This window comes from Winogradskyella psychrotolerans (genome assembly GCF_018860545.1).
In the GTDB taxonomy this organism is placed as follows: Bacteria; Bacteroidota; Bacteroidia; order Flavobacteriales; family Flavobacteriaceae; genus Winogradskyella; species Winogradskyella psychrotolerans_A.
This window is the reverse complement of sequence record NZ_JAHKPN010000041.1, coordinates 17,324-40,936: the sequence shown is the minus strand read 5'-3', so window position 1 is coordinate 40,936 and position 23,613 is coordinate 17,324. Positions and strand designations below refer to the sequence as shown.

At 35.1% G+C, this 23,613-nt stretch carries 23 protein-coding genes; 12 read left to right on the top strand and 11 right to left on the bottom strand.

The window, feature by feature from the left end; all coding sequences use genetic code 11:
- Positions 1 to 152 precede the first annotated feature (152 nt).
- The 11 genes from KO515_RS13830 to KO515_RS13780 all read right to left on the bottom strand — a co-directional run bounded on the left by KO515_RS13830 (position 153) and on the right by KO515_RS13780 (position 10,041).
- A complete protein-coding gene (locus KO515_RS13830; RefSeq protein ID WP_215936931.1) occupies positions 153 to 1,073 on the bottom strand; it encodes a glutaminase in 921 nt (306 codons plus the stop codon).
- Between the two features lie 156 nt (positions 1,074 to 1,229).
- Positions 1,230 to 2,132: an EamA family transporter gene (locus tag KO515_RS13825; RefSeq protein WP_215936930.1), complete on the bottom strand. Its 903-nt coding sequence runs from the start codon at positions 2,130 to 2,132 to the stop codon at positions 1,230 to 1,232.
- A 50-nt stretch (positions 2,133 to 2,182) separates the two neighbouring features.
- Positions 2,183 to 2,824, bottom strand: a complete 642-nt coding sequence (locus tag KO515_RS13820; protein WP_215936929.1) for a thiamine phosphate synthase — start codon at positions 2,822 to 2,824, stop codon at positions 2,183 to 2,185.
- Positions 2,825 to 3,033: 209 nt separating this feature from the next.
- Entirely contained in the window at positions 3,034 to 3,831 is a 798-nt protein-coding gene (locus KO515_RS13815) for a type 1 glutamine amidotransferase domain-containing protein (protein WP_215936928.1), read from the bottom strand.
- Between the two features lie 98 nt (positions 3,832 to 3,929).
- The gene (locus KO515_RS13810; protein WP_215936927.1) at positions 3,930 to 5,090 is read right to left on the bottom strand and encodes an iron-containing alcohol dehydrogenase; all 1,161 of its coding nucleotides are present in this window, start codon (positions 5,088 to 5,090) and stop codon (positions 3,930 to 3,932) included.
- 21 nt (positions 5,091 to 5,111) lie between these two features.
- Positions 5,112 to 6,110: an NADP-dependent oxidoreductase gene (locus tag KO515_RS13805; protein ID WP_215936926.1), complete on the bottom strand. Its 999-nt coding sequence runs from the start codon at positions 6,108 to 6,110 to the stop codon at positions 5,112 to 5,114.
- A gap of 16 nt (positions 6,111 to 6,126) precedes the next feature.
- Complete coding sequence (locus KO515_RS13800; protein WP_215936925.1) at positions 6,127 to 6,759, bottom strand: NAD(P)H-dependent oxidoreductase; 633 nt, start codon at positions 6,757 to 6,759, stop codon at positions 6,127 to 6,129.
- 17 nt (positions 6,760 to 6,776) lie between these two features.
- Positions 6,777 to 7,445, bottom strand: a complete 669-nt coding sequence (locus KO515_RS13795) for an NAD(P)H-binding protein (protein WP_215936924.1) — start codon at positions 7,443 to 7,445, stop codon at positions 6,777 to 6,779.
- Between the two features lies 1 nt (position 7,446).
- A complete protein-coding gene (locus KO515_RS13790) occupies positions 7,447 to 8,037 on the bottom strand; it encodes a TetR/AcrR family transcriptional regulator (protein ID WP_215936923.1) in 591 nt (196 codons plus the stop codon).
- A 175-nt stretch (positions 8,038 to 8,212) separates the two neighbouring features.
- Positions 8,213 to 8,950 carry a hypothetical protein gene (locus KO515_RS13785; protein WP_215936922.1) on the bottom strand — a complete coding sequence of 246 codons (738 nt, stop codon included), beginning with the start codon at positions 8,948 to 8,950 and terminating at the stop codon, positions 8,213 to 8,215.
- A 194-nt stretch (positions 8,951 to 9,144) separates the two neighbouring features.
- Positions 9,145 to 10,041, bottom strand: coding sequence for an AraC family transcriptional regulator (locus KO515_RS13780; RefSeq protein ID WP_215936921.1), 897 nt, complete (start codon positions 10,039 to 10,041; stop codon positions 9,145 to 9,147).
- Between the two features lie 179 nt (positions 10,042 to 10,220).
- On the opposite strand from KO515_RS13780, the gene KO515_RS13775 reads away from it, so the two are divergent.
- From KO515_RS13775 to scpA, 12 genes are all read left to right on the top strand, one after another.
- Entirely contained in the window at positions 10,221 to 11,708 is a 1,488-nt protein-coding gene (locus KO515_RS13775) for a BCCT family transporter (protein WP_215936920.1), read from the top strand.
- Positions 11,709 to 11,914: 206 nt separating this feature from the next.
- The gene (gene nfsB, locus KO515_RS13770) at positions 11,915 to 12,574 is read left to right on the top strand and encodes an oxygen-insensitive NAD(P)H nitroreductase (protein WP_215936919.1); all 660 of its coding nucleotides are present in this window, start codon (positions 11,915 to 11,917) and stop codon (positions 12,572 to 12,574) included.
- A gap of 9 nt (positions 12,575 to 12,583) precedes the next feature.
- Positions 12,584 to 12,790 carry a DUF4437 domain-containing protein gene (locus KO515_RS13765; RefSeq protein ID WP_215936968.1) on the top strand — a complete coding sequence of 69 codons (207 nt, stop codon included), beginning with the start codon at positions 12,584 to 12,586 and terminating at the stop codon, positions 12,788 to 12,790.
- Between the two features lie 144 nt (positions 12,791 to 12,934).
- A complete protein-coding gene (locus KO515_RS13760) occupies positions 12,935 to 13,558 on the top strand; it encodes a MarC family protein (protein WP_215936918.1) in 624 nt (207 codons plus the stop codon).
- 558 nt (positions 13,559 to 14,116) lie between these two features.
- On the top strand, positions 14,117 to 14,524 hold the full coding sequence (gene mce, locus KO515_RS13755; RefSeq protein WP_215936917.1) for a methylmalonyl-CoA epimerase: 408 nt from the start codon (positions 14,117 to 14,119) through the stop codon (positions 14,522 to 14,524).
- Between the two features lie 32 nt (positions 14,525 to 14,556).
- Positions 14,557 to 16,116: an acyl-CoA carboxylase subunit beta gene (locus tag KO515_RS13750; RefSeq protein ID WP_215936916.1), complete on the top strand. Its 1,560-nt coding sequence runs from the start codon at positions 14,557 to 14,559 to the stop codon at positions 16,114 to 16,116.
- Positions 16,116 to 16,481, top strand: coding sequence for an OadG family protein (locus KO515_RS13745; RefSeq protein ID WP_215936915.1), 366 nt, complete (start codon positions 16,116 to 16,118; stop codon positions 16,479 to 16,481). The genes KO515_RS13750 and KO515_RS13745 overlap by 1 nt, the downstream gene beginning before the upstream one ends.
- A complete protein-coding gene (locus KO515_RS13740; protein WP_215936914.1) occupies positions 16,478 to 16,897 on the top strand; it encodes a biotin/lipoyl-containing protein in 420 nt (139 codons plus the stop codon). The genes KO515_RS13745 and KO515_RS13740 overlap by 4 nt, the downstream gene beginning before the upstream one ends.
- Before the next feature lie 52 nt (positions 16,898 to 16,949).
- Entirely contained in the window at positions 16,950 to 18,272 is a 1,323-nt protein-coding gene (locus KO515_RS13735; RefSeq protein WP_215936913.1) for a sodium ion-translocating decarboxylase subunit beta, read from the top strand.
- A 27-nt stretch (positions 18,273 to 18,299) separates the two neighbouring features.
- A complete protein-coding gene (locus KO515_RS13730) occupies positions 18,300 to 19,586 on the top strand; it encodes an acetyl-CoA hydrolase/transferase family protein (RefSeq protein ID WP_215936912.1) in 1,287 nt (428 codons plus the stop codon).
- A gap of 23 nt (positions 19,587 to 19,609) precedes the next feature.
- Positions 19,610 to 21,409 (top strand): methylmalonyl-CoA mutase family protein, encoded by a 1,800-nt coding sequence (locus KO515_RS13725; RefSeq protein WP_215936911.1) that lies wholly within the window; start codon positions 19,610 to 19,612, stop codon positions 21,407 to 21,409.
- Positions 21,406 to 23,541: a methylmalonyl-CoA mutase gene (gene scpA, locus KO515_RS13720; RefSeq protein ID WP_215936910.1), complete on the top strand. Its 2,136-nt coding sequence runs from the start codon at positions 21,406 to 21,408 to the stop codon at positions 23,539 to 23,541. The genes KO515_RS13725 and scpA overlap by 4 nt, the downstream gene beginning before the upstream one ends.
- The last annotated feature ends 72 nt before the right edge of the window (positions 23,542 to 23,613 follow it).

The window sequence follows — 23,613 nt, the reverse complement described above, 5'->3', positions numbered from 1 at the left end:
AAATTCAGTAGCACAATAGAATGAAAACATCTAATGCCTATGCAAAATAAGGTATTTTACCTAAAACTAATATGGAAACTAAACGATTGTTAATTTTTTTGGATTAATCCAATCAAAAGTAGAAATGGTTTTTAAAATCGTAATTAAAATGGTTAAAAAATACTCATTTCTGAATGAGTCGTCACCGTTTCTAGCAATTTCATACCTTTAAATGAGTTTCCATTGGGATTTAACTTAGGACTCCAAACCGCAATCGTAAAATTATTAGGATATAAGGCGACAATACCTCCGCCAACACCACTTTTTCCTGGTAACCCAACTTTAAATGCAAATTCACCAGACTCATCATAGAAGCCACACGTAAGCATTAAAGCATTAATACGTTTGGTTTGGCTGCTTGTTAAAATCTTTTTGCCATCGCTCAATTTTTTGCCTCCATTGGCTAAAAACGAAAAGGTACGGGATAATTGCTCGCAATTCATTTCTAAAGAACACATATCGAAATAAAAATCTAATACTTCAGCAGGATCGTTTTTAATATTACCCAAAGACTTTATAAAATTACATAAAGCGACATTTCGGAATCCAGTTGCTTTTTCAGAATCAGCTATTTTATCGGAATAGTTCAAATCTGGAATATCACTGAGGTCTCTAACAAATTCTAAAAACTCTTCACGTGCATTTTCTAAATGTGTGATTAAGATGTCGCAAATAACAATAGCACCAGAATTCACGAATGGATTACGAGGAATTCCCTTATACGTTTCTAGTAAAAGAAGTGAATCGAATTTTGTTCCCGAAGGCTCAACATCAATACGTGTCCAAATACGTTCCCCAAGAAATTTCACGGCTAACGAGAGTGACAATACTTTAGCAATACTTTGAATGGAAAATTTTTCTAAATGGTCTCCAATTCCGAAATTATCTCCATCTAGTTTCGTCATATGTACTCCAAATTTATCGGGATCGACGTTTGCTAATTCGGGTATGTATGTGGCTAATTTACCTTGATTTTTAAGGGATTTTGTAAACTTGTATGCGTTTTCTATAATCTGACTGTAATCTGAATTCATGTGCTTTACTACTTTTGAAAAATTAGAGCAAGTTAAGTTTTAAATTGGTATTTCTAAATAGGTTGTCGTTCAGAGGCATATTTTGAGATGTTGCTAATGCAGTTGTCAATAGCTAAAAGTCTGAAACCACTACAATGATATTAAATCGGTTTATATCTAATTGGAATATAAAATCAGAAAAACCCCAATCATAATGCCTGCTAAAGGCACTAATTTTTTACGTTTGTTTTGTTCTTTGAAGACTAAACCTCCAACGACTACAGCTATTAAAATTTGACTTCGTTTTATGGCTGATAAGAGCATAATTAAAGCATCCGGATCTTGTAAGGCTTTAAAGTAGAAGTAATCTGCGGCTTGCAGTAAAATACCGACTGCAATGATGGACCAACGGAATTTAAAGGCTTTTCGTTTTTCATCATGCGGAAACCATGTGATGGTTAAGATGAGTAGTAAAATTAATATGGTGTATAGGCAAAACCAGAATTGTAAGGTTTGTGGGTTAAGGCTCAGGTTTTGGATTAAGAATTTGTCGTACAAACCACTCGAGGCTCCTAAAAATGTGGCTCCGATAATGGCGAAAATCCATTTGTTGCGTTTGAAATTAATGCCTTCTTTTTTTCCTATTTTAGAATAAAGCATTACTGAAAAAATGATGAGGAAAAAGCCAATCCATTGTAAGGTGTTTGGTTTTTCTTGATAAATTAAAATGGCACCAATAAAGGTGAAAAATGGTCCTGCAGAACGAATGGGCGTTACAATCGTAATAGGTAAATGCTTTAAAGCTTGATACGCTAAAATCCATGAACTCGCCATGATGGCCGATTTTATAAAAATAAAACCATGAGTTTGCCACGAAATCTTTTGAAAGTTATAACCATGCTCAAGCGCGTAATCTGGATAAAAGATAGACAAACCATAAAACGTAGCAACAAATAAAAAACCACTAGATACCGTTCCTAAAAGCACAGGAAATACTTCGTTTCCTTGTACGGCATGTTTTTTACATAGGTTGTGTAATCCTAAAAAGAGTGCGGCTAGTAAGCCTAAATACATCCACATATTGGGCTATAAATTTTAGTGATTAATGGTTGTGAAGCATTAAGATTTATCTACTTAAACGTATGACGAATTTCACCCGTTGCAGATGCTTTTAACAACTGATTGAATGTTTTTATGTTGTCAAAATTTTCAGTGATTGCATCAGATACCGCAATTCCAGAAATACCTGTTTCTAATATATCTGTGACATCATTTGTAGTGATATCACCAAAACCAATAATTGGTTTTTCTGTTATTAAAGCATTACTAATAGTCGTATAGCCGTCCAGACCTAAAGCTATACTTGAACTATCTTCGGTTGTTGTTCTAAAAGGTTCTAACTTAATATAATCGATGTCTTTAGCAAGTAAAGCTTCACAATCTTCTAAGCTGTTTGCTGAGCCACCAATAATTTGCCAGCTGTATAAATGTGGTCTTGCAACCGTTGAGCAGACGTCTGTTTTTTCTAAATGCACACCTTCAGCTTTAACTTCTTTTGCTATGTTATAGTTCCCATTGATGATTAATCGTGTTTGAAAATGAAACGTGATATCTCTAGCAGCTTTAGCAATCTCTAAATATTTAGCCTCCGAAATACCTGAAAGGTGTAATTGTACTAACTCCGCACCAGATGTACACGCTTTTTGAATGTTTTCTAAATGTGCTTCAGGAGTGTTTCCTTGAGATATATAATGTAGTTTAGATATAATCATGTTGTGGTGTCTTAATATTAAGCCTTCTCATCAAATGCGGCGCAAAAATACAAATGTTTAGTCGTGTACGTGATTAATATGGTTAAAATGGTGTGTTCTGTAAATTGAGAACTTATAAATGGAATTCTAAGGTCTTTAATAGACCAATAAAAAGCCTGCAAACATAATGTTATACAGGCTTTTCGCTATTAATCAACTTAGGGAATTGACTATTTTAATGCTTCTAATAACTTTTCTGCTACTAATTCTGAAGATGCTGGGTTTTGACCCGTAATTAAATTTCCATCTTGAATAGCATAAGCTGCCCAAGCATCTGCGTTAGAATAAAACGCACCGTTTTCAATAAGCATATCTTCTACTAAGATTGGTACTACCTCAGTTAAACCCACTTGTGTTTCTTCTAAATTAGAAAAACCAGTGACTTTTTTACCTTTTACAAGTCTTGTGCCATCAGCATTTTTGACATCTTTTAAAGCTGCAGGAGCATGACATACAAAAGCGATTGGTTTTTTCTGATCATTAAACTTTTCGATTAAAGCAATAGAAGTGCTGTCATTTGCTAAATCCCATAATGGTCCATGACCTCCTGGATAAAATACGGCATCAAAATCATCAGCGTTGATATCCGATAATTTCTTGGTGTTTGCTATTTTATTTTTTGCTTCTGTATCCTTATTGAAACGCTCAGTGGCTGCAGTAGCTGCATCTGGTCCATCACTAGCTGGATCTATTGGAGCAGCACCTCCTTTTGGTGTTGCCAATGTAATGGTCGCTCCTTTATCTAATAAGGTGTAATATGGACTTGCGAATTCTTCAACCCAAAATCCTGTTTTTTTTCCTGTATCTCCTAATTTATCGTGAGATGTTAATACAAATAATACCTTCATTTTCTTTTCTTTTTTTAATTCTTTTTGTCCTTCTGAAACCGTTTCAGAAACGTTATGTTCTTTACAACTTGACGCTGTAATTAATGATAGAATTACTACTATGGTTTGTAGTGTCTTCATTTTTATAAAGTCTATTACCAGTTTGACTATTGAAAAAACTGTTCTCGATACATCCCGACGTAAAAGTTTGGACATTCGAACTGGTATTTAGTTTTAAATTAATACGCCATTTTTACGATTTTCTCTACTTTATCTGGTGATAAGGTTTGGTGCTCTCCTAAAGTTTTCCAACCACGATCTGTAAAACGTTTCGCTATTTCTTCAGCTGTACCTTCATAATCTTCTGTATACTCCGATAATTTCGTCTTAATACCTAATTCATGGAAAAACTCAGTTGTTTTTTCGATAGCTGCATACGCTTTATCGTCTGTGCTACCTTCGGTAATATTCCAAACACGTTCTGCATACTGTGCTAGTTTTTCTTTCTTTGCTTCAAAATTAAACTTGTAATGGCTTGGTGCAATAATAGCTAGCGTACGTGCATGATCGATACCAAATAATGCTGTTAACTCGTGACCCATCGCATGAACTGCCCAATCGTTTGGTACTCCTTTTTGTATTAATCCGTTTAAAGCCATAGTACAACTCCACATAAAGTTAGAGGCTGCTTTATAATCTGTTGGATCTTTCAGCACTTTTGGTGCGATTTCAATAATGGTTTGTAAGATGCTTTCTGCAAAACGATCTTGCAACAAAGCACCAATCGGATACGTCATGTATTGCTCTAGCACGTGTGTAAATGAATCCATTAATCCATTTGCTAATTGACGTTGTGGAATGGATGCAATGACTTGAGGATCTAATATGGAGAACTCAGGAAATAATCCAGGTCCACCCATAGTGCGTTTCTCTTTAGTTTCTGCTCTTGTAATTACCGCACCAGAGTTCATTTCAGATCCTGTAGCTGGCAACGTTAAGACAGTTCCGAAAGGCATGCCTTTATGTGTTCTTATGTTTTTTGCTAAAATATCCCAAGGCGTATCACCATCATAAAGTGCTGCAGCGGATAAAAATTTAGTGCCATCAATCACTGATCCACCACCAACGGCTAATAAATACGTGATGTTTTCATCTTTAATGACTTTTAAAGCCGCCATCAATTTAGCATATTCTGGGTTTGCAGGAATGCCTCCAAACTCAACAACATCAACATTAGATAATGCCGTTTTTACCTGATCGTAAATACCGTTTTTCTTAATACTTCCTCCACCGTAAAGCAATAATACTTTAGCATCTTTAGGAATTTCGTTTGCTAGTTTTTCTATAGTGTTCTTTCCAAAAATTATTTTGGTCGGATTTTTAAATTCAAAATTGTTCATTGTCTTTTTCTTTTTTATTATTTATAATTCAACGATCATTTTCCCTTTGTTTTTACCTTCGAAAAGGTCGATAAAAGCTTTTGGGATATTATCAAAACCTTTAACGATGGTTTCTGAGTACATGAGTTTACCTTCGGATAACCAAGTTGCTAATTGCTTTATAGCTTCGGGAAATTTCTCAGCATAATTAGAAACTATAAATCCTTGCATTAACGCACTATTTTTTACTAAGAAGGGTTGTACGCTTAAACTTTTAGGTGCTTCTGTATTGTTGTAAACCGAAATGGCTCCGCATACGATGATTCGTGCGAGTCTATTAATATTCACTAATACAGCATCTGATATTGGGCCTCCTACATTATCAAAATAGATATCTACACCATTTGGTGCTGCTTCTGCAATCGCTGATTTCATATCTTTGGTGGTGTTGTAATTAATACCAACATCGAAACCGAATTTGCTTTTTAGCATTTCTATTTTTTCATCTGTTCCGGCAATACCAATTACTCGAAGTCCAAGGATTTTTCCAATTTGTCCCACAACAGATCCTACAGCACCAGCTGCTCCAGAAACTACTAAAGTTTCTCCAGCTTTAGGTTTTCCTATTTCTGTTAAGCCTGTGTAAGCGGTTAAACCCGTCATGCCTAAAATACCAAGATAGGCTGATAAAGGAGCTTTATCCGGATTAACTTTAGTCAATCCTTCACCGTTAGAGATTTGTTTTGTTTGCCAGTTGAGCATTCCAGAAACATAATCGCCTTCTGTAAACGTATCATTTTTAGATTCGAGTACTTTAGCAATGACGCCAGATTGAATGGGTTTGTTGAGTTGAAATGGTGGCACATACGATTTGGCATCACTCATTCTGCCTCTTAAATAAGGATCTACAGAAACGTATTTGGTTTCCAATAGTATTTCACCTTTACTAATTGTATTTTCAGATTCCTCAGTTATAAATTCGAAATCTGACATTGAAGGTTTTCCTTCAGGTCTATTTTTTAATAAAATGGTCTTTGTCATAATTCTTAATTTTTTATTAGTCTATTACAGTTACTAAATCTTCCATAGGTTTTCTCACCTTAACGAGATTTACTAACCAATCGTCATCTTCTTTTCTATAGCCTATTGGCAACATAACAGCACTACGTAAACCTTTTTCACGAAGTCCTAAAATTTCATCTACTGCAGCGGGATCAAAACCTTCTAGAGGTGTCGCATCAACCCCTTCAAAAGCCGCTGCTGTTATGGCTTCAGCAAAAGCGATGTAGGCTTGTTTGGCGGCATGGTTAAAGTTGTCTTCCGCATCTTTTTGTGGATATGAACTTAGTAGCATTTGACGGTAATTTTCCCAGCCTTCATTTTTAAAACCACGAATATCATTGGTTAAATCGAACATATAATTGATTCTATCTGCCGTGTAGGTATCCCATGCTGCGAAAACGAGTAGGTGAGAGCAATCTGTAATCACCGATTGGTTCCAAGCTACTGGTTTAATCTTTTCTTTAAGCTCTTGATTTTTAACAACAATAATTTCAAAAGGTTGTAAACCACTTGATGTTGGTGCTAAGCGTGCCGCCTCAAGAATGCGTTCTATTTTTTCTTCTGGTACTACGTTTCCATTCATGGCTTTAGCAGCATACCTCCATTTTAATTTATCTAATAATTCCATCGTTATTTTTTCTAATTCTAATTGTTTTTGCCTAATTTGTTAATTATATCTGATGCGATAATCGTGTCCTTGCAAGCCTTTGTATTGGCTAAATAAATCATAGTGTTAGCGATAACATTTGCGTTAACGACTTTGAATTTTTTTAGCGGTCCTATAAACAAAGGTTGAATGAGACTGAAAATCTTTAATCCTATTTTTTCAAGTGTTCTGGACTCTTTGCGATTTCCGCCAATTAAAGACGGTCTTAAGATGTAAGTGATGGGAAGATTCGGTGCTAATACACCTTGTTCCATTTCACCTTTTATTTTATTGTAGAATACACTACTATTTTTATTGGCACCCATAGCCGATACCACGATAAACGTTTTAATGTGTTTTGCTTTGGCGAGTTGCGCTGCTGCTACAGGAATACCATAATCTATGTTCTTATAGGTTGATTTGTCTGGTGTTTTCGATTTAGTTGTACCAATATTACAATACACTTCATCACCCGTAAAATCGGCTTTAAATTGATCTAAATTCATTAAATCCCCAATAAACTGCTGTACTTTGACGCTTGATAAGCCTTCAATCTTACTCCTAGAAAATAATTTAATGATACCATAACGGTCATCATCTATTAATTTCTGGAGGACGTGAGATCCAGTTAAACCAGAGGCTCCTAATATAATAGCTGTTTTTTTCATGTTATGATTTTGGTTTAATGCTGATGCTGTCCCATGCAGCGTCATAGGCCTCTGCTAAATGTGATGCATCTAACTGAAAAGCTCCGCGCTTTTGGGTAATCATTAAAAACGATAACGGGTTGATAGCGTAAGCATATAAAATATAATCTGATAAGGGTTTAATAACACCTTCTTCTTTACCACGTTGCCATAAGTCGAGTAGGGGTTGTAGGTGTTTTATACCTTCAATTCTACTTGGTTCATCAATCATTGGAGTATTGTCACATTGCGCTAAAAACATGGCGTGCTCACATTCTTTTAATTTGAAATCGGCAATACGTTTCCATATCAATTCAAAACCAGCTTCTACAGACATCGTTTCATCGTACGTCGCAAAAGCATATTTGGTATATTCCGCTTTAACTTCTATATAGGTTTGATTGACTAAATCTTGTTTATTTTCAAAATAGAGGTAAATCGTTGCCGGAGACACATTCGCCATTTTGGCTATTTTACTCATCGGTGTTGCATGAAACCCATCGTTATTAACCAATTCAATAGTGGCCTTAACTAATGCATTTCTTTTATCTATACTTTTTTGAAGCTTTGCCATAATCAATGTAATTCTGATACAAATGTAAACAAAAATGAACGTTCATTCTTTTTTTTAACATAGGTTTATGTTCTCTAAAAAAAAACGAATTTAATTGACATTAATTAGGGGAGTGACTTTACACGTAAAAGGAATCCATACGTTTTGAAATCGAAACAATACAGTAGTCGCACTTTTAAATGAATTTCTCCTTAAGATCCTCAGGGTTCACCACCGCTGTTGTGGAGATAAAATGCATTAAGAGGTATATGGCCATCACATGGCAGATTACAATTAATACCGTAAATGTATTGTCAAAATACAAAAACTCGTTAATAGCAATCAATGTTATCTGAAAGAAGGTAAAAATACCAGAAGCCAGTAAAATTGTCCCATTATGATACGTATCTCTAATATAAATAATCGCTATGGCAATGGTTTGAATTATTAAACTAGCTGCAATTAAAAACACAAAAAACAAGGTAAAGCCAGCTAGAAAGTCGATAAGCAAATCGACAATAGCATAGGTAATATAAAACACCAGTAATCCACTTAATATGACTGAAAACGATAGAACCGATTTTAAGGTGCCTTTTTGTAAATATTTCTTTAAGCTAAACGTGCAGCATAGTAAATAGATAGATGATGATATGGCAATCCAAGGAAAACAAGCTTCAAAAGCACGAAATGATAAGATATCAGATATTAAAATGGCTAATAAGGCTAAAATAAAAATAGGATTGGCGCTCTTTTTCGTGCGGCTTATATATTTAATTAAAATAGTCAGAATCACAACAGGTAAGGCATAAATGAGTTGTGAACGATCTAAGCACACACTCACGAGTATAGCTGCTAAAAATGATATATAAAACAAACTGTCGATGAAAATCGCCTTCTTAAAGGAACTTATATAGACCTCTTCTTTTTTAGTCATTGGTTTAATTTAGAGCATGTTAATACGACAAAGATAGCCAATTAGTTGTTTTTTAAGTAACTCAATCCGTTTATAATCAGACTGTATACCCATTTCAGAGCAAAAAAAACTAAAATAGAAGTACTCCTATTAAATTGAGAAACATTTTTATAAAAGCCTTGTTTAATAAACTATTTATAAAATCATGCATGTGTTTAAGTATTCAAACGTGGTGCACAATTCCCGCGTTTCAATAACATATATTCACCATTATTTTTAAATTCACGTATGGATATTCCTGCGTAGCGTTTAAAAGTTTTAGATAAGTGGCTAACATCAGTAAAGCCTAACTCATCAGCTATTTGAGTTAGGGTGAAATCAGAATTTAACAATCGGATTTCGACCAATTTAAGTTTTGCTTTAATTATATATTCACGAAGAGACATTTTGACTTGTTTCTTGAAAAACTCACTAACATACGTAGACGACATCATAAACACTTCTGCTAAATTTTCAACTTTTAACATTTCTGTTTTATCTATATTGTCATTAATATAGGTGAGCATTTTTGTGATTCTATCATCCGAATTCGTTTTAGGAACTTCAAAATAACGACTCTTCTTTATATTTCTAATTAATAATTCTAAAACGCTAGTCATTAAGCTCGTTACTAGGTTAACAGATGATTCGCCATAATTTCTAGATTCTAGTAAAATCATGGCGACTAAGCTGTTTAAATGGTTCCTATCCATTTCATTCTTTATTATATCACCAGGTAATTGATTATAATTAGAAAGTATATAAGCAGCTTCTTTAAACCATTCATTTCTATCAATTGTAATGCTATTCACATTTTTAAAAAATGAATCTGTAAACTTTAAAAACACAAAACGCGTAGGTTTCTCAATCGTGAAAGAATGGCATTTTAAAGGAGGCAACAAAAACATACTGTTCCTGCTATAACGATATTCATTATAATTGATGCATTGTGTACCTTCACCGTCTTTGATCAAAACAAGTTCAAAAAAATTGTTTTTAACAGGACGTTGTTTCCAGTCTGTTAATTCTATTTCTTGTATTTCAAAAGGTTTATAAGCTTCTAATACTTGCATTATGATGTGTTTTAAGTCGTAATTTAGAGTAAAACTAGAGAAATATTCATATAACAACTACTCATTTTATATCAAAACCTTTTTTTATACCTAATTATCCTTTCTATGTACCTTATAACCTGACGCATTCTAATTCGATTTAAGTTCTTTATATTTATGTTTACATAAAATTAGATCCATTGCTTTTAAAATTCATTACAAAACATTCAATTTTAACCCTTTCCATAAGCATTATTTTTGTTTTTAGTTTCATTGTGTTTTTTGCAACCGAAGCCAGTTACAATGCTATTGATAGGACTTCGTTATGGGTTAGAAATTACTTTGGGTATTTTTATTTATATCTTGGTTTAGCTTGTGTTTTGGCTTTGTTTACACTTGCTTTTTCAAAATTTGGAAACCTAAAATTAGGGAAATCAAACGATAAACCAGAATATTCACTTTGGTCATGGATAGCCATGTTATATAGTGCGGGAATGGGTTCTGGCATATTGTTACGCGCTGTTCAAGAACCGGTATTTATGCAACAACATCCGCCATTTGAGTCTAATTTATCTAACGATATTTTAGCTTTAGAATTTACATTTTATCAATGGGGATTTACAGCTTGGGCATTTTACGGACTTTTTGCAGTGGTGGTGGGTTACGCCTTACACGTTAAGAAAAAGAAAGTGAGGATAAGTGCCACGGTAGAAGACCATCTTAAAAGTAATTTTCTAAAACATGGAGTGGATGTTATCACTATCATTACCACAGTGTTCGGTCTAATTGCTGCAATTGGCTTGGGGACCACACAAATTAATGGAGGACTTAATCATGTGTCAGCTAGTAGTTTCGGGCTCACCACAACGATTCTACTTTGTGTCTTTATCACTGCTATAGCTTGTTATTCTGCATGGCAAGGTGTGAACAAAGGCATTAAAATTTTCTCTAAAGTCAATATTATAGTCACCTCATTTATCTTGATTTTTGTATTTGTTACCAATAATATACAAGTGAGTTTGCTGTCGTTTTGCAAAGCAACTTTTCATTATATCATAGATTTTATACCGATGAGTTTGGCCTTAGGCGATTATAATCCTGGGTTAGATTTTTTAACCGGTTGGACCTTTTATTATTGGGCATTTTGGTTAGCTTGGGCACCATTCACAGGTATTTTTATTGCACGTATTTCTAAAGGAAGAACCATCAAACAGCTATTATTAGGTGTTCTTATAATTCCATCTATTGGCACGTTTTTTTGGTTTTCGGTTTTTGGAACTTCAGCTTTTAATGTCATTGAAAATTGGGGCACCTATAATAGCGAATTCGGCAACGTATTTACCTCTATTTTCGTGTTTTTTGAACAGTATCCTTTTGCTACCGTTTTAAATATTATCTCAATATTTTTATTAATCAGTTTCTTAATAACCTCAGTAGATTCTGCAGTTTATGTACTCAGCATGTTTACAGATCAAGGTCGTAAAACGCCTAATAAAATACATCGTGTGATTTGGTCTGTTTTCATTTTATTAGCAACCATAGCTTTATTACTATTAGGAAATATAAAAGCTAATATTGATGTTTTAGAGACCGTACAGCGCCTACTAATTATAACTTCTTTGCCATTTGCCTTCTTTATTGTAGTTATGTTTTTCTTCTTTATTAAAGATATCTACAAAAAGCATTAGTGGTATGAATAAAGGTTAATCACTTACTTGAAGTACATTTAAGCGTAAAAAACCAGTGTTGCCTATAGTTTTTAGGAAAATTTTAAGATCACAACTTGAATAAACCTTTTTTTATACCTGTATTACCTTTTTTTGTACAAAAAATAATGAAGTGTGGGTATATACCTTTGTAGCGTAATTAAGAATCAACTCAAAAACATAAACAAATGAATTTAAAAGAAATTTTAAACTGGAGATACACAACTAAAGAATTTGACCCAACCAAAAAAATATCTGAGGCTGATATGGCTGAAATCAAAAACTTATTAAGAATGAGTCCATCGAGTGTAAACTTACAACCTTGGCATTTTATAGTTGCGGAAACTACAGAAGGTAAAGCGCGTATGGCAAAAGGAACTCAAGGTTTCTTTCATTTTAATGAGCCTAAAGTGACCAACGCTTCAGCAGTCGTATTATTCTGTTCAAAAATTGATGCCGATGACACTTATTTTCAGCACATTGCAGATACTGAAGATAAGAATGGAAGATTTCCAAATGAAGACATAAAAAACGGATTCCTAGGTGCTGTAAAAACTTTTGCAGGTATTCATAAATACGATTTAAAAGACCAGCAACACTGGATGGAAAAACAAGTATACTTAAATATAGGAAGCTTTTTACTAGGTGTAGCGAGTTTAGGTATAGATGCAACTCCAATGGAAGGTATAGATGTAAAAGCATTAGATGAAGAATTTGGTTTAAGAGCAAAAGGTTTTACAGCTTTAGTTGCTGTTTCTATAGGATACAGAGCAGAATCTGACTTTAATTCCACAGATAAAACACCAAAATCTAGATTATCTGAAAGTGAAATTTTTACACAAATATAAACTGCTAGCCTGCTAAAATTACAAGCTAGTTTTAAGGGTGAAATCAAAAATTTAAATTTAAATTTTAGAGTCGTAATTATTCAAGGTACTGTGGCGCATCAAATTTCTGGAGATAAAATTGTGAACCTCTTAGAAGCCGGAACGTATTTTGGAGCTGCTGAAAATTCAACACACAACAAATCGGTGAAAGAGGACCAAGAAGCATACGTTCTATAAATAGTATAACCACCAAGAAACCAAATAATTAGCAAATATTACATCGATTGAAATATGATTTAAAATTTAATTGTTAAATTATAGGAAATTACTTTGGTAAAATAGAAGGAATTCAAGTTCTTGCACGATTAATTTTTAAACGAAATGGATAACCTCATTACATTTTCAATTACTGTATTTACGGGCTTTTTTGCTATAACGAATCCGATATCAAATATGACTGTTTTTGTGTCATTAACTCAAGGTTTAGATAAGGCAACGAAAAGAGATATTAATAAACGAGCTAACATTACAGCATTTATCATTGTTACCGTTTTTGTACTTTTAGGAAAGTATATTTTTGAATTATTTAATATTAGTATTCCTGCCTTTAAAATTACGGGTGGTATCTTAATCTTTTATATTGGTTTTGAAATGCTACAGTCAAAAAAATCGAATGTAAAAAACATTAAAAATGTAGATGAAGATGAGAATATTGCGATATCTCCATTAGCTATTCCAATTTTAGCAGGTCCAGGAACCATTGTGACAGCCATGAATTTTGTGGCCAATGTAAATCCTATACAAACAATTTTAGTTATTGCGATTTTCGGATTAATGAGTTTACTGGCTTATTTTACATTTAGATTGAGTGACCTTATTGTTAGAATAGTGGGGAATAATGTGATCTCTGTTATTGGTAAAATTATGGGTTTAATTATCGCCATTATTGGTACAGGAATGATTATTCAAGGCATAAAAATTTCATTTAATTTAATCACAACTTAAACTCATTAAATATCTTCCGCATTTAGAAAAACGATATCGTCTTCAATCGGTGTTTAAAATAAGATTACCCAATTAAACTTTCAAAATACATCTCAATTATCGATTCCCAAATTTGTGTTGAATGACGTTTATAGATTAAATTGTAAATCCCATATGATAAAGTTTTAACGCTAAAAACTACGATAACGTTTTCGTAACTACCTGTAATGCAGTGTATTTTAAAAATTTATTCAGGATTTTTCACTTAATACCATATTTATTTCAAATACACGTTAAAACCTATTCATATTTAATAAAACAAACACACTATTTTTATATTATTATTAAATTTACCGCCTCTAAAATAAGAATATCATAAATCTTTAATTCTTATTTTTTCAATTTATCACACCTTTCTGATACTAATAGTTCTTGTAAGTCAATAACTACGCTATTCTCCACGCTATAGTATTTCTATTAGATAAGAAAATGAAGCTATTTAGTTTTTATAACATGATTTCTGTCATAAAACAAAAAACTGTCCTAAAGTAAATTTGTACAAGAACTAAAATTATAATCATGAATATATCACACATAGAGCATTTAGGAATTGCAGTAGAAAATTTAGACGAGGCTATAAAGTACTATGAACAGGTTTTAGGAATGAAATGCTATTCTATAGAAGAGGTTGTCGATCAAAAAGTGAAGACAGCCTTTTTTTTGGTAGGTAATACAAAAATTGAATTACTAGAAAGCACATCACCAGATGGACCAATTGGCAAGTTTATAGCCAAGAAAGGCCAAGGCATACATCATATTGCATTTGCTGTAGATAATACCAACGACGCTCTAAAAACCGCAGAAGAAAGAGGTGTTAAGTTAATTGACAAAACCGCAAGACCAGGAGCAGAAGGCTTAGAAATTGGATTCTTACATCCAAAATCAACTTTAGGCGTGCTTACAGAACTGTGTTCAAAACCAGAATAATTTGATATACTATTTAGATAAGAAAAGAAATTATGGCAAATCAAGATAAAATTAACGAGCTCATAGAAAAAAGAGCAAAAGCAAAGTTGGGTGGTGGAGAAAAACGTATCGATTCTCAACATGCTAAAGGTAAATTAACAGCACGTGAACGTATCGACATTCTTTTAGACGATGATAGTTTTGAAGAATTCGACATGTTTGTAACACACAGAACAAAATCCTTTGGGCTAGATAAACAAATTTATCTCTCTGATGGTGTGGTCACCGGACACGGTACTATAGATGGAAGAGTAGTTTATATTTTTGCTCAAGACTTCACGGTGTTTGGTGGATCCTTATCAGAAACCTACGCTTTAAAAATTTGTAAAGTCATGGATATGGCCATGAAAATTGGTGTTCCGGTGATCGGGCTAAATGATTCTGGTGGTGCACGTATTCAAGAAGGAGTGAGATCCTTAGCCGGTTATGCTGAAATTTTTCAACGTAACATTATGGCATCGGGTGTTATTCCTCAAATTTCTTCAATTCTAGGACCATGTGCTGGTGGAGCGGTGTATTCTCCGGCATTAACGGACTTTACGATTATGACCGAAGACACCAGTTATATGTTTGTTACTGGCCCTAAAGTCGTAAAGTCGGTCACTGGAGAAGAAGTTACTGCAGATCAGTTAGGTGGAGCTAAAATTCACTCTACACGTTCTGGTGTATCGCACTTCTTAGCCAAAGATGATGAGACAAACTTATTATTGATTCGTAAGATTTTGAGTTATATGCCTTCCAATAATTTGGAAGAAGCTCCAATCATTCCTTGTAATGATCCTATTGATCGCTTAGAGGATGCGTTAAACGAAATTATTCCTGAAAACCCAAATCAACCTTATGATATTGTTGATGTGATTTCAATCCTTGCAGATAATGGAGAGTTTACAGAAGTACATCGAAACTATGCCAGAAATATATGTGTCGGTTTTGCAAGATTTAATGGACGACCAGTTGGTATCGTGGCTAATCAACCTAAATATTACGCAGGTGTTTTAGATATTGATGCCTCTCGTAAGGCAGCACGATTTGTGCGTTTCTGTGATGCTTTCAATATTCCAATTGTAACTTTAGTTGATGTACCAGGATTCTTACCGGGAACAGGACAAGAGTATGGCGGAATTATATTACATGGAGCCAAATTATTATTTGCCTATGGTGAAGCCACTGTACCTAAAGTCACTATTACATTGAGAAAATCTTACGGTGGAGCGCATGATGTCATGAGCTGTAAACAATTACGAGGAGACGTCAACTACGCTTGGCCAACGGCAGAGATCGCTGTAATGGGAGCGAAGGGAGCTGTAGAAGTTTTAGAAGGCTCTAATATTAGAAAAATAGAAGATGCTGACGAAAAACAAGAATACATTGATAAAAAAGAAGATGAATACACAGAGCGATTCGCTAACCCGTATCAAGCAGCTAAATATGGCTTTATTGATGATGTTATTGAACCAAGAAACACACGTTTCAGAATCATTAGAGCATTAGAATTACTTCAGAATAAAAAAGATGTAAATCCACCAAAAAAACACTCAAACATCCCATTATAATGACACAGATACTATTATATACAGATACTATAAGCGAAGGCTACGTGATTCTAATTACGGGATTATTAATCGTTTTTGGAGCCTTAGTAACCCTTGCCGTTTTCTTTAACTATGGATTACCGTGGATGCTATACGTTTACAAAATAATCACGAAAGGAAAAGATAAAAAAATTAGTGAAATTAAAGTCAAAGGAGATAGTGGTTTTACTGGAGAGATTTCTGCGGTTATTGGAGCTTCTGTTCATATGTACCTCAGCGAGCAACACGATATTGAAAGTGGCATCTTAACCATCAAACAAGTTAAAAAAGCATATTCACCTTGGAGTTCAAAAATATACGGAATTCAAAATAGATTAAAATCATGAAAACATATAAATTCAAAGTCAACGAAAACGGCTATACGGTCAATATAAAGTCACACGAAGATAATGTCATCAACTTAGAGGTTAACGGAACCACTTATGATGTCATTATGAATAAAGAAATTAAAAAAACAAAGACTCCTACTTTGGTGCGTTCGGCTTCAAAACAACCAACAGCACCGATACAAACCACACCAAAATCTACAAAAACGAATATTGTAGCTCCGATACCTGGAGTCATTCTGTCTCTAAACGTAAAAGTTGGAGATACCATTAAGGAAAACGATTTGTTATTAGTTCTAGAAGCTATGAAAATGGAAAATAACATCGTAGCCGAAAAACCTGGTGTTGTGGCGTCAATAAAAGTAGCTGTTGGACAACAAGTGTTGCAAGATGCCATATTGATAGAACTCGAATAGCGTTAAAAATGCTGGTCATCAAAGTAAACTAATCATTATTTAAAATTAAAAAATGAAGAAATTAATCATAATATTTAGCGCTTTAGCCTTGCTCGTTTTCATAAGACCTGTCCTTGGTTTAGGCCAAAATATAAACGCAGCCACTAATTCTTCAGTAGCTACAACACAAGTTGACGATGTTGAAGAAGATAACATAGTTAATAAAGCCGTTGATGGTATAAAATCATTTTACAGTTATACAGGATTTGCAAATTCGACTTCTGGAAATGTCATTATGATTTTTATAGGCATCGTTTTTATTTACTTAGGTATAAAATATAATTACGAACCTTTACTCTTAATCCCCATTGGTGCAGGTGTGATCTTAGGAAACATTCCTTTTGTCGCCGGAAACCAAACCGGTATTTATGAAACTGGATCTGTCTTAAATTACCTCTACTTTGGAGTGGTAAAAGGGATATATCCTCCTTTAATATTCTTAGGCATTGGTGCCATGACCGACTTTTCGTCATTAATAGCCAACCCTAAGCTCATGCTTTTAGGTGGTGCCGCACAAATTGGTGTATTCGCAACATTTTTAGGTGCATTGTACTTAGGATTTGCCCTTCCTGAAGCTGGTGCGATTGGAATCATTGGTGGTGCCGATGGACCAACAGCAATTTTCTTATCGTCTAAATTGGCTAATGGTGTGAATATATTAGCGGACGGTACAACGGTTAAAAACCTAATTGGCCCCATCGCAATTGCTGCGTACTCTTACATGGCCTTAGTGCCTGTAATTCAACCACCATTAATGCGCTTGCTGATTTCCAAAAAAGACAGAAAAATCAAAATGAAACCACCAAGAGCGGTGACTCAAAAGGAAAAAATGATTTTCCCGGTAGTGGCTATGATTCTAACGCTGTTTATTTCGCCAAGTGCCTTACCATTATTAGGGATGTTATTCTTTGGGAACTTATTAAAAGAATCTGGAAGAACCGAACGTTTAGCTGATACAGCAAGAACAAAATTAATTGACATCGTCACCATTTTACTTGGTGTTACGGTTGGTGCGTCAACACAAGCTGATATTTTTATCACGAAAGATTCTATGTTAATCTTTGGTCTTGGTGCTATTTCATTTGTGATCGCAACAATGGGAGGCTTACTGTTTGCAAAATTCATGAACCTATTCTTAAAAGGGGATAATAAAATAAATCCACTCATTGGAGCTGCAGGTGTTTCTGCCGTACCAGATAGTGCGAGAGTCGTACATCATGAAGGTTTAAAATCCGATCCAACCAATTATTTACTGATGCACGCTATGGCTCCTAACGTTTCTGGTGTTATTGGCTCTGCCATCGCTGCTGGTATCATTTTAAGCTTCTTAGCATAAACAACTATAAATTTAAATTTCTATAGCATGAAAATACCTAATATAATGACAGCCAATGAAGCTGTTAAGCTCATAAAATCAAACGATCGTGTATTAATACAAGGTGGTTCTGCCACACCGCAAACCTTAGTTAAAGCTATGGTTGGCCGTGCACCAGAATTAAAAAATGTGGAAATCGTACATTTACACACCGAAGGTGAAAGTGGTTACACAAGCCCCGAGTTACGCGAAAGCTTTCAAACTAAAGCCTTCTTCATTGGTGGTAATGTTAGAAAAATGGTCGGTAATACCGTGGATTATATTCCTATTTTTTTAAGTGATATCCCTAGTCTATTTCGAGAAGGGTATATGGATTTAGATGTCGTTCTAGTTAACGTCTCTCCTCCAGATAAGCACGGATTTTGTTCTTTAGGAGTGTCTGTAGATATTGTAATCTCTGGTATTGAAAAAGGGAAGAAAGTCATTGCACAAATCAACCCTAAAATGCCACGTACATTTGGTGATGCTGTGGTGCATTTAAACAAGTTTGACGCTTGCGTTTTAGTTGATGAAGACATCTATGAAATGAAATTTGTACCGCCAACTGAAGTAGAACAAGCCATTGGGAAGCATATTGCCGGAATTATTGATGATGGATCAACGCTTCAAATGGGCATTGGTGGTATTCCAAATGCCGTGTTAACTTACCTTACAAATCATAAAAACTTAGGGATACATACTGAAATGTTTTCTGAAGGCATTGTCGATTTAGTAGAAAAAGGCATTGTCAACGGTTCTCAGAAAAAAGTAAATCCATTCAAAATTATCTCTGGTTTTGCCATGGGAACACGTCGTTTATATGATTTTATGGATGATAATCCAGAAATCGAAATGAATGATATCGCTTATGTGAATGACACCTCCATTATTCGTCAAAATCCTAAAGTTACCGCAATTAACTCGGCCATAGAAATCGACTTAACAGGTCAAGTTTGTGCTGATTCTATCGGTACACGAATGTTCTCTGGTGTTGGTGGTCAAATGGACTTTATGCGAGGTGCAGCCTTATCTAAAGGAGGTAAACCTATAATTGCCATTCCTTCAATGACTGGTAAAGGTGTTTCAAAAATCGTATCTTTATTAAAACCTGGATCTGGCGTGGTGACCACAAGAGCACATGCAAGATATGTAGCTACAGAGTATGGTATTGCCGATTTATTTGGTAAAAGTTTAAAAGAACGCGCACAATCATTGCGAGATATTGCACATCCAGATAGTAGAGAAGAGCTCGATAAAGCTATTTTCGAAAGATTTGGGAGTAGTGTAATGGTATAATAATTTGAATAATAGATTATATTATGGATAAAAAGAACAAACCACTCTTTTCAGAATTCCCGCCGGTTTCTACCGAACAGTGGATGGAAAGAGTAACAGCAGATTTAAAAGGTGCTGATTTTGATAAAAAACTCGTTTGGAAAAACTTAAATGGGATCAATATTCAACCGTGCTATTCAAGTGAAACCGAAAGCACTCAGCTTAAAAACACAGGCGAGAATTCTCAAACATTAGTGAATTATCGTACGGTTGCCGTATGCTGTTCTGAAACAGGAAATGAAGCTGCTAAAAAAGCGATAGAAGAGGGCATTAACGGTGTCATTTTTCAAATAATAAGTGACGTTAAAGTTGAAGACCTTTTACAAGATATTGATTTAAAAACCATCACCGTGGCTTTTGAATTGTATACGAATGCAGTTGCCTTTACTAAAAATTTAGTCAATTATGCTAAAGACAAAGACTTAAAGGGATACATTAACACAAGACCTATTTCTAACTATGTTACAACAGGTTCGTTTGACGAGTCTCAAGTCGATGTTTTGGCAGAGTTAATACAATTAACAGCAGACTTCCCAAATTTTAAAGTGCTCACCATTTCTGGAACTGAATTTTTAGATTCTGGTGCTAACCAAGTGCAAGAGATCGCATATACACTAAATGCTTTAGTCTTCTTAACTGAAAAACTAAAAGCAAAAGGAGTGGCGGTTCAAGATATTTTCAACAATCTAAACGTCCTTTTAGCCATCGGATTAGAGTATTTTGTTGAAATCGGAAAATTTAGAGCGTTCAACAATTTACTAACGGAAGTAGCTGCCAAATATGGCATATCAGACTTTTCTAATACCATAACCGCTAAAACATCAATTTGGAGCAAATCCATAACAGATGCAGAAACCAATTTATTGCGTTGTACTACAGAAGCCATGTCTGCTATACTAGGTAATGTAGATGGTGTGTTAATCGATCCCTATGATGCAACATTTAATAGCCCTTCTGATTTTTCAAGTCGAATTGCAGGCAATATAACGACCATATTACGAGAAGAATCGTATTTCGGAAAAGTTTCAAATCCTGTGGATGGTTCCTATTATATTGAAGAAGTTACTTCTAAAATTGCAGAAAAAGCCTTAGAACTATTTAAAGCTATTGAAAACAAAGGAGGCTTTTATACAACGTTTGAAAACGAAACGATTCAACAGCAAATAGCTGAAATACGATTACAAAAGCTAAAATTATTAAGCCAACGTCGTACGGCCATGGTTGGGATCAATAAGTATCCTAACTTAATGGAAACCGTGGATAAAAATTTGCTTTCTAAAGACAATACAGCGAACCCTAAAGTATTAACTCCGCGTCGTGCCTCTCTAGAAATAGAAGCGATGCGTAGAGTGACAGAAGACTTAGTACAGGAAACAAATATACGTCCAATCGTACAATTAGCGAGTTATGGGAACTTAACCATGCGAAAAGCGCGAGCAGCATTTGCTTACGATTTTATTGGAGTGAGTGGTTTTGACGTGCACCAAGAAGAAAGCTTTGAAAATGCTACAGTCGCTGCATACGAAAGCGCAAAATCAAATGCACATGTAGTGGTAATCTGTAGTTCAGATGACGATTACAATGCTACGGCACTGGACTTTATAAACACATTTAGAGCGGTTAATAAAGACAAAGTATTGCTATTGGCAGGAGCACCAAAAAATATGGCCGAATTAACTGAAGCTGGCTTGGATGGTGTAGTTAATATGAGAACTGATGTTCTTGTCACCCTTTCAGCGATTCAGAAAAAAATTCAAGAAACCTTTAAATCTTTAGAAGTATGACTCCCGATTTTTCAGATATAACATTAAACACAGCTGTAAAGTCTACAGTTGAAAAGAAAGCGGAGGCGCAAGAGGTATGGAATACTCCTGAAGGCATCCCAGTTAAAAAACAATTTACAAAAGACGATATTTCAGAAGCGGAACATTTACAGTTTACCGCTGGTGTACCTCCGTTTTTAAGAGGACCTTACTCTGCGATGTATGCGATGCGTCCTTGGACCATTCGGCAATACGCAGGATTTTCAACAGCAGAAGAATCGAACGCATTCTACAGACGAAACTTAGCGGCTGGTCAAAAAGGACTATCCGTAGCTTTTGATTTAGCCACACACCGTGGTTATGATTCCGATCACCCACGTGTTACAGGTGATGTTGGTAAAGCTGGTGTGGCTATCGATTCTATTTTAGATATGGAAATTCTATTCGATCAGATTCCATTAGATAAAATGTCGGTGTCTATGACTATGAATGGTGCCGTTTTACCCATTATGGCCTTTTATATTGCAGCTGCTAAGAAACAAGGCGTGGCTCTGGACAAACTTTCTGGAACCATTCAAAATGATATCTTAAAAGAATTTATGGTGCGTAACACCTACATTTATCCACCATTACCGTCTATGCGTATTATTGGTGATATTTTCGATTACACCACCAAATACATGCCTAAGTTCAATTCCATTTCTATTAGTGGGTATCACATGCAAGAAGCAGGAGCAACGGCTGATATCGAATTAGCATACACTTTAGCTGATGGTATGGAATATATTAGAACCGGATTGAAATCAGGTTTAAAAATTGATGAATTCGCTCCGCGTTTATCCTTCTTTTGGGCCGTGGGTATGAACCACTTTATGGAAATTGCAAAAATGCGTGCAGCACGTATGCTTTGGGCAAAAATCATCAAATCATTTAATCCAAAGAATCCAAAATCAATGGCATTGCGTACGCACAGTCAGACATCGGGTTGGAGTTTAAGTGAGCAAGATCCTTTTAATAATGTCGCCAGAACCTGTATTGAAGCCATGGCTGCGACTTTAGGTGGCACACAATCACTTCACACCAATGCCTTAGATGAAGCTATTGCCTTACCAACTGATTTCTCAGCGCGTATTGCACGTAACACACAGATATTTATTCAAGAGGAAACCCAAACGACTAAATCCGTAGACCCTTGGGCTGGCTCTTATTATGTAGAATACCTTACGCAAGAAATCGCTAAAAAAGCATGGACACTGATTGAAGAAGTAGAGGAGCTTGGCGGCATGGCTAAAGCTATTGAAACCGGAGTGCCTAAATTACGTATTGAAGAAGCGTCGGCGCGTAAACAAGCCCGTTTAGATTCTGCACAAGATATCTTGGTCGGTGTGAACAAGTTTAAAACCACTGAAAAATCAAATATCGAAATTTTAGAAGTTGATAATACGGCTGTTAGAGAATCGCAAATTGCGCGTTTAAATAAAATGAAAGCGGAACGTAATGCTGACCTTGTGGCGGCAAACTTAAAAGCCTTAGAAGATTGTGCCGGTGGAGGCGAAGGGAACTTACTAGCCTTAGCTGTGGAAGCCGCTGAAAACTTTGCCACTTTAGGTGAAATTTCAGATGCTTTAGAAGTGCACTTCGGACGCCATAAAGCAGCGACTAAATTAATTAGTGGCGTGTATGGTAATGAAGTCAACAATGATTCTACTTACGCAAGCGCTCAAAAATTAGCTGATAAATTTGCAGAGATCGAAGGCCGAAGACCGAGAGTTATGATTGCTAAAATGGGACAGGATGGCCATGATCGTGGTGCCAAAGTGGTGGCCTCTAGTTTTGCCGATTTAGGTTTTGATGTCGATATGGGCTCCTTATTCCAGACACCTGAAGAAGTCGCGAAACAAGCCATTGAAAATGATGTGCATTTTGTGGGAGCGTCAAGTTTAGCTGCTGGACATAAAACCTTAATTCCACAGTTAATTGGGGAATTAGAAAAACTAGGAAGACCTGATATTATGGTCTTTGCTGGTGGAGTCATTCCTGCTCAAGATTATGATTTTTTACTAGAACGCAAAGTCGTCGCTATTTTTGGTCCTGGTACCGTTATATCTGAAGCAGCAATTACTATTATGACTAAATATTTAGAGCAGGAGTAGAGAACCTGGTTAATATGTTAGCGAAAAGGCCCGAGCAATATGGTGTTCGGGCTTTTTTATTATTTCAATGTA

Excerpts from the sequence above, each read along its gene's own strand:
- KO515_RS13735 (WP_215936913.1), top strand. The coding sequence starts at position 16,950 with ATGAAGAAATTAATCATAATATTTAGCGCTTTAGCCTTGCTCGTTTTC.
- KO515_RS13730 (WP_215936912.1), top strand. The coding sequence starts at position 18,300 with ATGAAAATACCTAATATAATGACAGCCAATGAAGCTGTTAAGCTCATA.
- KO515_RS13760 (WP_215936918.1), top strand. The coding sequence starts at position 12,935 with ATGGATAACCTCATTACATTTTCAATTACTGTATTTACGGGCTTTTTT.
- nfsB (WP_215936919.1), top strand. The coding sequence starts at position 11,915 with ATGAATTTAAAAGAAATTTTAAACTGGAGATACACAACTAAAGAATTT.
- KO515_RS13820 (WP_215936929.1), bottom strand. The coding sequence starts at position 2,824 with ATGATTATATCTAAACTACATTATATATCTCAAGGAAACACTCCTGAA.
- KO515_RS13815 (WP_215936928.1), bottom strand. The coding sequence starts at position 3,831 with ATGAAGACACTACAAACCATAGTAGTAATTCTATCATTAATTACAGCG.
- mce (WP_215936917.1), top strand. The coding sequence starts at position 14,117 with ATGAATATATCACACATAGAGCATTTAGGAATTGCAGTAGAAAATTTA.
- KO515_RS13745 (WP_215936915.1), top strand. The coding sequence starts at position 16,116 with ATGACACAGATACTATTATATACAGATACTATAAGCGAAGGCTACGTG.
- KO515_RS13810 (WP_215936927.1), bottom strand. The coding sequence starts at position 5,090 with ATGAACAATTTTGAATTTAAAAATCCGACCAAAATAATTTTTGGAAAG.
- KO515_RS13785 (WP_215936922.1), bottom strand. The coding sequence starts at position 8,950 with ATGACTAAAAAAGAAGAGGTCTATATAAGTTCCTTTAAGAAGGCGATT.
- KO515_RS13740 (WP_215936914.1), top strand. The coding sequence starts at position 16,478 with ATGAAAACATATAAATTCAAAGTCAACGAAAACGGCTATACGGTCAAT.
- KO515_RS13825 (WP_215936930.1), bottom strand. The coding sequence starts at position 2,132 with ATGTGGATGTATTTAGGCTTACTAGCCGCACTCTTTTTAGGATTACAC.
- KO515_RS13725 (WP_215936911.1), top strand. The coding sequence starts at position 19,610 with ATGGATAAAAAGAACAAACCACTCTTTTCAGAATTCCCGCCGGTTTCT.
- KO515_RS13780 (WP_215936921.1), bottom strand. The coding sequence starts at position 10,041 with ATGCAAGTATTAGAAGCTTATAAACCTTTTGAAATACAAGAAATAGAA.
- KO515_RS13830 (WP_215936931.1), bottom strand. The coding sequence starts at position 1,073 with ATGAATTCAGATTACAGTCAGATTATAGAAAACGCATACAAGTTTACA.
- KO515_RS13795 (WP_215936924.1), bottom strand. The coding sequence starts at position 7,445 with ATGAAAAAAACAGCTATTATATTAGGAGCCTCTGGTTTAACTGGATCT.
- KO515_RS13750 (WP_215936916.1), top strand. The coding sequence starts at position 14,557 with ATGGCAAATCAAGATAAAATTAACGAGCTCATAGAAAAAAGAGCAAAA.
- KO515_RS13800 (WP_215936925.1), bottom strand. The coding sequence starts at position 6,759 with ATGGAATTATTAGATAAATTAAAATGGAGGTATGCTGCTAAAGCCATG.
- KO515_RS13790 (WP_215936923.1), bottom strand. The coding sequence starts at position 8,037 with ATGGCAAAGCTTCAAAAAAGTATAGATAAAAGAAATGCATTAGTTAAG.
- KO515_RS13805 (WP_215936926.1), bottom strand. The coding sequence starts at position 6,110 with ATGACAAAGACCATTTTATTAAAAAATAGACCTGAAGGAAAACCTTCA.
- scpA (WP_215936910.1), top strand. The coding sequence starts at position 21,406 with ATGACTCCCGATTTTTCAGATATAACATTAAACACAGCTGTAAAGTCT.